Annotated in this window: 6 protein-coding genes and 1 pseudogene; 5 read left to right on the top strand and 2 right to left on the bottom strand. The window is 67.2% G+C overall.

Going from position 1 to position 5922, the window contains the following annotated elements; genetic code table 11:
- Window positions 1-187: pseudogene (locus ACE3QW_RS20160) on the top strand (hypothetical protein); the annotation flags it as partial.
- A gap of 15 nt (window positions 188-202) precedes the next feature.
- Here ACE3QW_RS20160 and ACE3QW_RS20155 read toward each other — a convergent pair.
- Window positions 203-784: a YqaA family protein gene (locus tag ACE3QW_RS20155; protein WP_029555278.1), complete on the bottom strand. Its 582-nt coding sequence runs from the start codon at window positions 782-784 to the stop codon at window positions 203-205.
- Window positions 785-1259: 475 nt separating this feature from the next.
- Between ACE3QW_RS20155 and ACE3QW_RS20150 the strand changes: the two genes are divergently transcribed.
- Window positions 1260-1394, top strand: coding sequence for a hypothetical protein (locus tag ACE3QW_RS20150; protein WP_280938294.1), 135 nt, complete (start codon window positions 1260-1262; stop codon window positions 1392-1394).
- 193 nt (window positions 1395-1587) lie between these two features.
- On the opposite strand, the gene ACE3QW_RS20145 is transcribed toward ACE3QW_RS20150, so the two are convergent.
- A complete protein-coding gene (locus ACE3QW_RS20145) occupies window positions 1588-2628 on the bottom strand; it encodes a 2-dehydropantoate 2-reductase (protein WP_038192482.1) in 1041 nt (346 codons plus the stop codon).
- Between the two features lie 207 nt (window positions 2629-2835).
- Here ACE3QW_RS20145 and ACE3QW_RS20140 point away from each other — a divergent pair, with 207 nt between their 5' ends.
- From ACE3QW_RS20140 to ACE3QW_RS20130, 3 genes are all read left to right on the top strand, one after another.
- A complete protein-coding gene (locus tag ACE3QW_RS20140) occupies window positions 2836-3690 on the top strand; it encodes an IclR family transcriptional regulator (RefSeq protein ID WP_029555276.1) in 855 nt (284 codons plus the stop codon).
- Window positions 3691-4047: 357 nt separating this feature from the next.
- On the top strand, window positions 4048-5076 hold the full coding sequence (locus ACE3QW_RS20135; protein WP_029555275.1) for a tripartite tricarboxylate transporter substrate binding protein: 1029 nt from the start codon (window positions 4048-4050) through the stop codon (window positions 5074-5076).
- A 275-nt stretch (window positions 5077-5351) separates the two neighbouring features.
- Window positions 5352-5876, top strand: coding sequence for a tripartite tricarboxylate transporter TctB family protein (locus tag ACE3QW_RS20130; RefSeq protein WP_029555274.1), 525 nt, complete (start codon window positions 5352-5354; stop codon window positions 5874-5876).
- Window positions 5877-5922: the final 46 nt, after the last annotated feature.

Raw genomic sequence — 5922 nt, 5'->3', positions numbered from 1 at the left:
GCCCGGTGCGAGCGCGAACGCGCCTGCGGGGCAGACGGCGGCCCAGCAATCGGCCAACGCCGCCCCCTCCGCGACCCCGGCGAGCCCCGCCCAGCCGCAGAAGCGCAAGGCCGGCGCCGGCACGGCGACCACCGACAGCGCGTCGGCGGGCACCGCCTCGGTGCTATCGCGTCCGAAAGGTCAGTAGGGGAGGCCGGCGGCCTCAGACGAAATAGGCCGCCGCCACCAGTCCGATCACGATGACGGCCAGCAGCCCCAGCGTGACGAGGCCAAGCCGCTTCTCGATGAACTCGCGCGCGGACGGGCCGAAGTAGTACAGGATCGCCGCCAGCAGGAAGAAGCGGGCGCCGCGGGTGATCACCGACAGCACGAAGAACCAGAACAGGCTGTAGTTGGCGAAGCCCGAGGTGATCGTGACCAGCTTGAACGGGATCGGCGTGAGCCCCTTCAGGAGGATCACCCAGTGCCCGTAATGGGCATAGGCGGCGCGGAACTGGTCGACCTTCTGGCCGTAGCCGTAAAGCTCGATGAGGAACTTGCCCACGCTGTCATAGAGCAGCGCGCCGATGGCGTAGCCGACGAGGCCGCCCAGCACCGAGGCGATGGTGGCGATGAGGGCGTAGCGCCAGGCCTTGTCCGGCCGCGCCAGCGTCATGGGCACCTGCAGCACGTCCGGCGGTACCGGAAACACCGAGCTTTCCGCAAAGGCGACGAGGGCGAGGGCCCAGGGTGCCGACGGCTTCGACGAATACGCGATGATCCAGTCGTAGAGCTTGCGGAGCATGGGCGCCTTGCTGCGTCGCGAAAAGGTGCCCTCGCTTAGAGCCTGGAACGATCCGAGTAAAGCGCCGCGCGGGCCTGCCGGCGCGGCCTTTCGCCAGCCCGCGGCGGGGGCTCCCCTGCGCCGCGTCTGCGCCGGGATGTACCCCGCTGCGGCACCGCGTAAACCGCTGCTTTACCACCCCGGTTCACGCAAGGGCGCTGTGACTCGCAGGACACAGACACGTGACGCGGCGCGGTGTAAACCCGGTTTCGCTGCGGTCGAGTCGCGGGGGCGATACCCCGGTCGCGGTGCCGGCGGGGCGGGCCACGCCCCGGACGATTTCCGGGGAACACCCCGGTGCCGTTCAGTCTTTATGAACCGCTGCTGACACACTCATTCAGCTCCGGTGCCGCACGGGAAGCGTATTTCGTGCTGCACCGCCGCAAGCGGGTGTCGTCGGCGACGGAAGCCGCGACGCAAGTTCTGAGGATCGAGGATGACCAAGCGAATCGCCGTGTTTGCCGCTCTCGTGCTGGGCTATGTGCTGACAGGCATGGCGCTGAACGCCAGCCAGCCGGCCGACGCCGCTTCCCCCGTTTCGCCTGCTGCCGCGCAGAGCGAGGCCGACTGAACGCATCCCGATCAAGGCGCCCGTCCGGGGCGCCTCCCGTCCGTAGGGCGGGTGTGAAATCGAGGGCCGCGCGGTTTTCCTGAAGCGACGCAGACATGAAAAAGGCCGGGCAAGCGCCCGGCCTTTTCATTTTCAAGTCACCCTGCTGCCGCGTCCGATGACCGGGCGGACCCGGCCATCGGGAGGGGAGGTCTCAGTGCACCGCGGCCTTCTTCTGCGGCTCGAGATCGGCGGCGGTCAGCGGCGGGTTGGCGAGGATGCCGCCGAGGCCGGCCATGGCGGCGCGCTGGCGCACCAGGGCGAGCACCACGTCGAGGGTGGGGGTGGGCATGTCCAGCATCTGGCCCATTTCCTGGACGACGCTGACCAGCGGATCGATCTCCATGGGGCGGTCACGCTCCAGGTCCTGGAGCATGGAGGTCTTGTGCGCGCCCACGGCGCCGGCGCCGTTGATGCGGCGTTCCACGTCCACGCGGAAGTTGACGCCGATGCGCTCGGCGATGGCCTTGGCTTCCAGCATCATGGCCTTGGCCACGGCGCGGGTGCCGGGATCGGCGGCGATGAGGTCGAGGGTGGCGTGGGTGAGGGCGCTGATGGGGTTGAAGCAGAGGTTGCCCCACAGCTTCAGCCACAGCTCGTCGCGGATGTTGGTCATGACCGGCGCGCGCAGGCCGCCCTTTTCCATCATCTGGCTGAGGGCGGTGACACGGGGCGTGATCTCGCCCGACGGTTCGCCGAGGGGGAACTTGTCGCCATAGATGTGCTGGATGACGCCGGGCGCCACCACCTCGGTCGCGGGATACACGATGCAGCCGATGGCGCGCTCGGGGCGCAGCACTTCCCACTGCTTCGCGCCGGGATCGATGGTGGCGAGGGTGCGGTTCTCCAGCGCCCCGCCATGCTTGTAGAAGTACCAGTAGGGCACGCCGTTCACGGCGGTGACCACGGAGGTGTCGTTGCCGAGGAGGGGGCGCATCTGCTGCACCACGCCGGGCACCGAATGGCCCTTGAGGGCGATGATGACGTAATCCTGCGGCCCCAGCTCGCGCGGGTCGTCGGTGGCGCGCACCTTGGCGACGCGCTCTTCGCCATTGATGAGCAGCTTCACGCCATTGGTCTGCATGGCCTCCAGATGGCCGCCACGGGCCACCAGGCTGACATCGGCGCCGGCCTGGGCGAGCTGCACGCCCAGATAGCCGCCAATGGCTCCGGCACCGTAAATGCATACCTTCATGGCTGATCCTCCCTGCTGAGCGCGATCTATGTCGTATTATGTATACCAGATTAGCGGGCAGCCCCGCCGTCCGGCAAGTCCCGGACACAATACTTATGGAAATTAATTCCGCAACGTGGAAAATTTGACGCAGGGGCAGCGCGCGGGGTGGACGGGCGCGAGGGGAAAGATAGTTTGATACGCAACGAAACGGGAGGAGAAAGCGGCATGCCGGACACCGAGGTCGCACCGCGGCGCAGGGGACGGCCGGCCTCCGGCACGGCGTCGGAGGGCGGGGCCGAGGTCCAGTCGCTGGACCGCGCCATCGCCCTGCTGCGCGTGGTGGCCGATCAGGACGGCATGGCGCTGGCCGAGATCGCCCGGCGCGCCGAGCTGCCCGTCTCCACCGTGCACCGCCTGCTGACCACGCTGGAGAAGCGCCAGCTGGTCAATCACGACCTCTCCACCGGGCTCTGGACCGTGGGGCTCGGCCTGTTCCGCATCGGCTCGGCCTATCTGCGCATCCGCAAGCTGCCGGACATCGGCCGCCCGGTGATTCGCCGTCTCCTCCACGAGACCGACGAGACCGTGAACCTCGCCATGTTCGATGCCATGGAGCTGGTGGTGGTGGCGCAGGCGGAGGCCCACGCGCCCGTGCGCGCCTTCTTCCGCCTGGGCGCGCGGCTGCCGCTGCATGCCACCGCCGCCGGCAAGGCGGTGCTGGCCGCTGCGAGCCCCTCCTTTCGCGGCGCCTGTCTCGCCCAGATCCGCTACGAGCCCTTCACCACCGCCACCCGCCGCGAGGAGCGGGCGCTGATGGATGATGTCGCCGAAATCCTGGAGCGCGGCTTCGCCGTGGACCGGGAGGAGCATGCCCCCGGCATGCGCGCGGTGGCGGCCGCCATCCTCAATGAATGGCGCGAGCCCATCGGCGCGGTGTCGGTGTCCGGCCCGGCGGTGCGCATGAGCGAGGATCGCATCCAGCGCCTCGGCCGGCGCGTGGTGGCGGCGGCGGAGCAGATGACGCGCCTGTATTCCGGTGCCGATGAAAACCTGCCGCAGGACTACGCCGCCTTCCGCTGAGGCGGCCTTCCGCAACTGGAATACAGTATTCCAAAGTTGTGGCATACAACGTACCTAATTCCGAATTGAAAATTCCAATTGACACCCCTCCCTTGGTCTATACTCTTGCCAAGCCGCCGTAACGGCAACGGTGGGAACGCCAACTAAATTGCCGGCATAAATCGCGTATTGGTGAAGATGCGCGATGTAAAACAGGCTGAAGTCCCGTTTTCGTCTGCTCCATAGAGGCTAAGCCCGGGGGGTCGACGAACAGAAATGTTTTCGGGACCTTGCCCGGCGCAACAGGCGTCGGTTGATTGAAGCTCTGGAATTGCGATCCGCACCAAAAAGAACGCGGACGTGGGGAGGAAAAATCAGATGCATTCGGCAATCGCCAAGATCGTCAGGAGAGGTGCGGCTGCGCTCGCGGTCACGACGGCGCTCGCGCCGGCCGTTATGCCGTCCTGGGCCCATGCGGCTTGGGAGCCCACCAAGACCGTGGAATTCATCGTTCCCGCCGGCACCGGCGGCGGCGCCGACCAGATGGCGCGGATGATCCAGGGCATCGTCCAGAAGAACAATCTGATGAGCCAGCCGCTCGTCGTCATCAACAAGTCCGGCGGTGCCGGCGCCGAGGGCTTCCTCGACGTGAAGGGCTCCAACCGGAACCCCCACAAGATCATCATCTCCCTCTCGAATCTCTTCACCACCCCGCTCGCCACCGGCGTGCCCTTCTCCTGGAAGGACATGACCCCGGTCTCCATGCTGGCGCTCGACGAGTTCGTGCTGTGGGTGAACGCCAAGGCGCCCTATGACGACGTGAAGGGCTTCCTCGCCGCGCTCAAGGCCGCCTCGGGCGACCAGACCTTCAAGATGGGCGGCACCGGCTCCAAGCAGGAAGACCAGATCATCACCGCCGCCATCGAGCAGAAGACCGGCGCCAAGTTCATCTACGTGCCCTACAAGGGCGGCGGCGACGTCGCGGCCCAGCTTGTCGGCGGCCACGTGACCGCCTCGGTCAACAACCCCATCGAGGCGGTGTCCCAGTGGCGCGCGGGCGAGCTGAAGCCGCTCTGCGTGTTCGACTACCAGCGGCTGCCCTACAAGGAGCCCATCGCCAACGGCAAGTCCTGGGCGGACATCCCCACCTGCAAGGAATCCGGCCTCGACATCGAATATCTGATGCTGCGCGGCATCCTCATGCCGCCGAATGCCACGAAGGATCAGGTCGATTACTTCGTCGAGCTGTTCAAGAAGGTCCGCGCCACCCCCGAATGGCAGGAATTCATGCAGAAGGGGGCCTTCAACACCACGGCCCTGAGCGGTCCCGAATATTCGGCCTGGCTCACCAAGGCCGAGGCCACGCACAAGGACCTCATGGAGAAGGCGGGCTTCGTCGCCAAATAGGCGACGAGGTTCGCGGCGCAAGGTTCGCACCGACCGTGCCTGAGCGGCCGCAAAGCCGCCGGCACCGGGAAGGGCAGGGGACGGCAGAGGCTTCGCCGCACGACGGCGGGGCTGGGCCGGCCGCCGACCCTGTGCGCCGATCTGGGAAGCCCATCCGGGACGCCGCGCGGAACGCGACCGCCGTGCGCCCCGGCCGTGACCGGCCCCGTTTTGAAGCCCCGCACGAAGCCTGAGACGGATGCCTGACCGGCGGGGCGCTTCAAGGATCTGATCCCATGAGCACTGAAAGCGGACACTCCGCCCCCACCGCCCACAATGAGAAGACCGTCACCAACCGCACCATGGACGCGGCGGTGGCGCTGATCTTCATGGCCCTCGCGGCCCTCGTCATGTCCGACAGCTGGCGCGTGGGCGCGCGCTGGGCGTCGGACGGCCCGCAGGCCGGCTACTTCCCCTTCTATGTCGGCCTCATCATGTTCATCGCTTCCACCGTCACTTTGGTGACGGCGCTGGTGAGCCGCCATCCCGACCTCGGAAACTTCGTCGATCGCTCCCAGCTCGTCTCGGTGATGCAGGTGCTGATCCCGACGACGGTCTATGTGGGGCTGATCTTCCTCGTCGGAATCTATCTCGCGTCGGCGGTGTTCATCGCCTTCTTCATGTGGTGGCTCGGCAAATACCCGGTGGCGAAGATCATCCCCGTCGCCGTGGGCGTGCCGCTCGCCCTCTTCGTCATGTTCGAGATCTGGTTCCTGGTGCCGCTGCCCAAGGGCCCGCTCGAGACCGCGCTCGGCTACTGACCGCCGGCGCCCCGCGCCGCGGTCCCGCCCGCGCGCCCCGCCTCCG

This window comes from Xanthobacter sp., from assembly GCF_041911315.1.
In the GTDB taxonomy this organism is placed as follows: domain Bacteria; phylum Pseudomonadota; class Alphaproteobacteria; order Rhizobiales; family Xanthobacteraceae; genus Xanthobacter; species Xanthobacter aminoxidans.
Note: the sequence above shows the minus strand (reverse complement) of the source record. Positions and strands in the feature narration are given on the sequence as shown.

Excerpts from the sequence above, each read along its gene's own strand:
- ACE3QW_RS20155 (WP_029555278.1), bottom strand. The coding sequence starts at position 784 with ATGCTCCGCAAGCTCTACGACTGGATCATCGCGTATTCGTCGAAGCCG.
- ACE3QW_RS20150 (WP_280938294.1), top strand. The coding sequence starts at position 1,260 with ATGACCAAGCGAATCGCCGTGTTTGCCGCTCTCGTGCTGGGCTATGTG.
- ACE3QW_RS20145 (WP_038192482.1), bottom strand. The coding sequence starts at position 2,628 with ATGAAGGTATGCATTTACGGTGCCGGAGCCATTGGCGGCTATCTGGGC.
- ACE3QW_RS20140 (WP_029555276.1), top strand. The coding sequence starts at position 2,836 with ATGCCGGACACCGAGGTCGCACCGCGGCGCAGGGGACGGCCGGCCTCC.
- ACE3QW_RS20135 (WP_029555275.1), top strand. The coding sequence starts at position 4,048 with ATGCATTCGGCAATCGCCAAGATCGTCAGGAGAGGTGCGGCTGCGCTC.
- ACE3QW_RS20130 (WP_029555274.1), top strand. The coding sequence starts at position 5,352 with ATGAGCACTGAAAGCGGACACTCCGCCCCCACCGCCCACAATGAGAAG.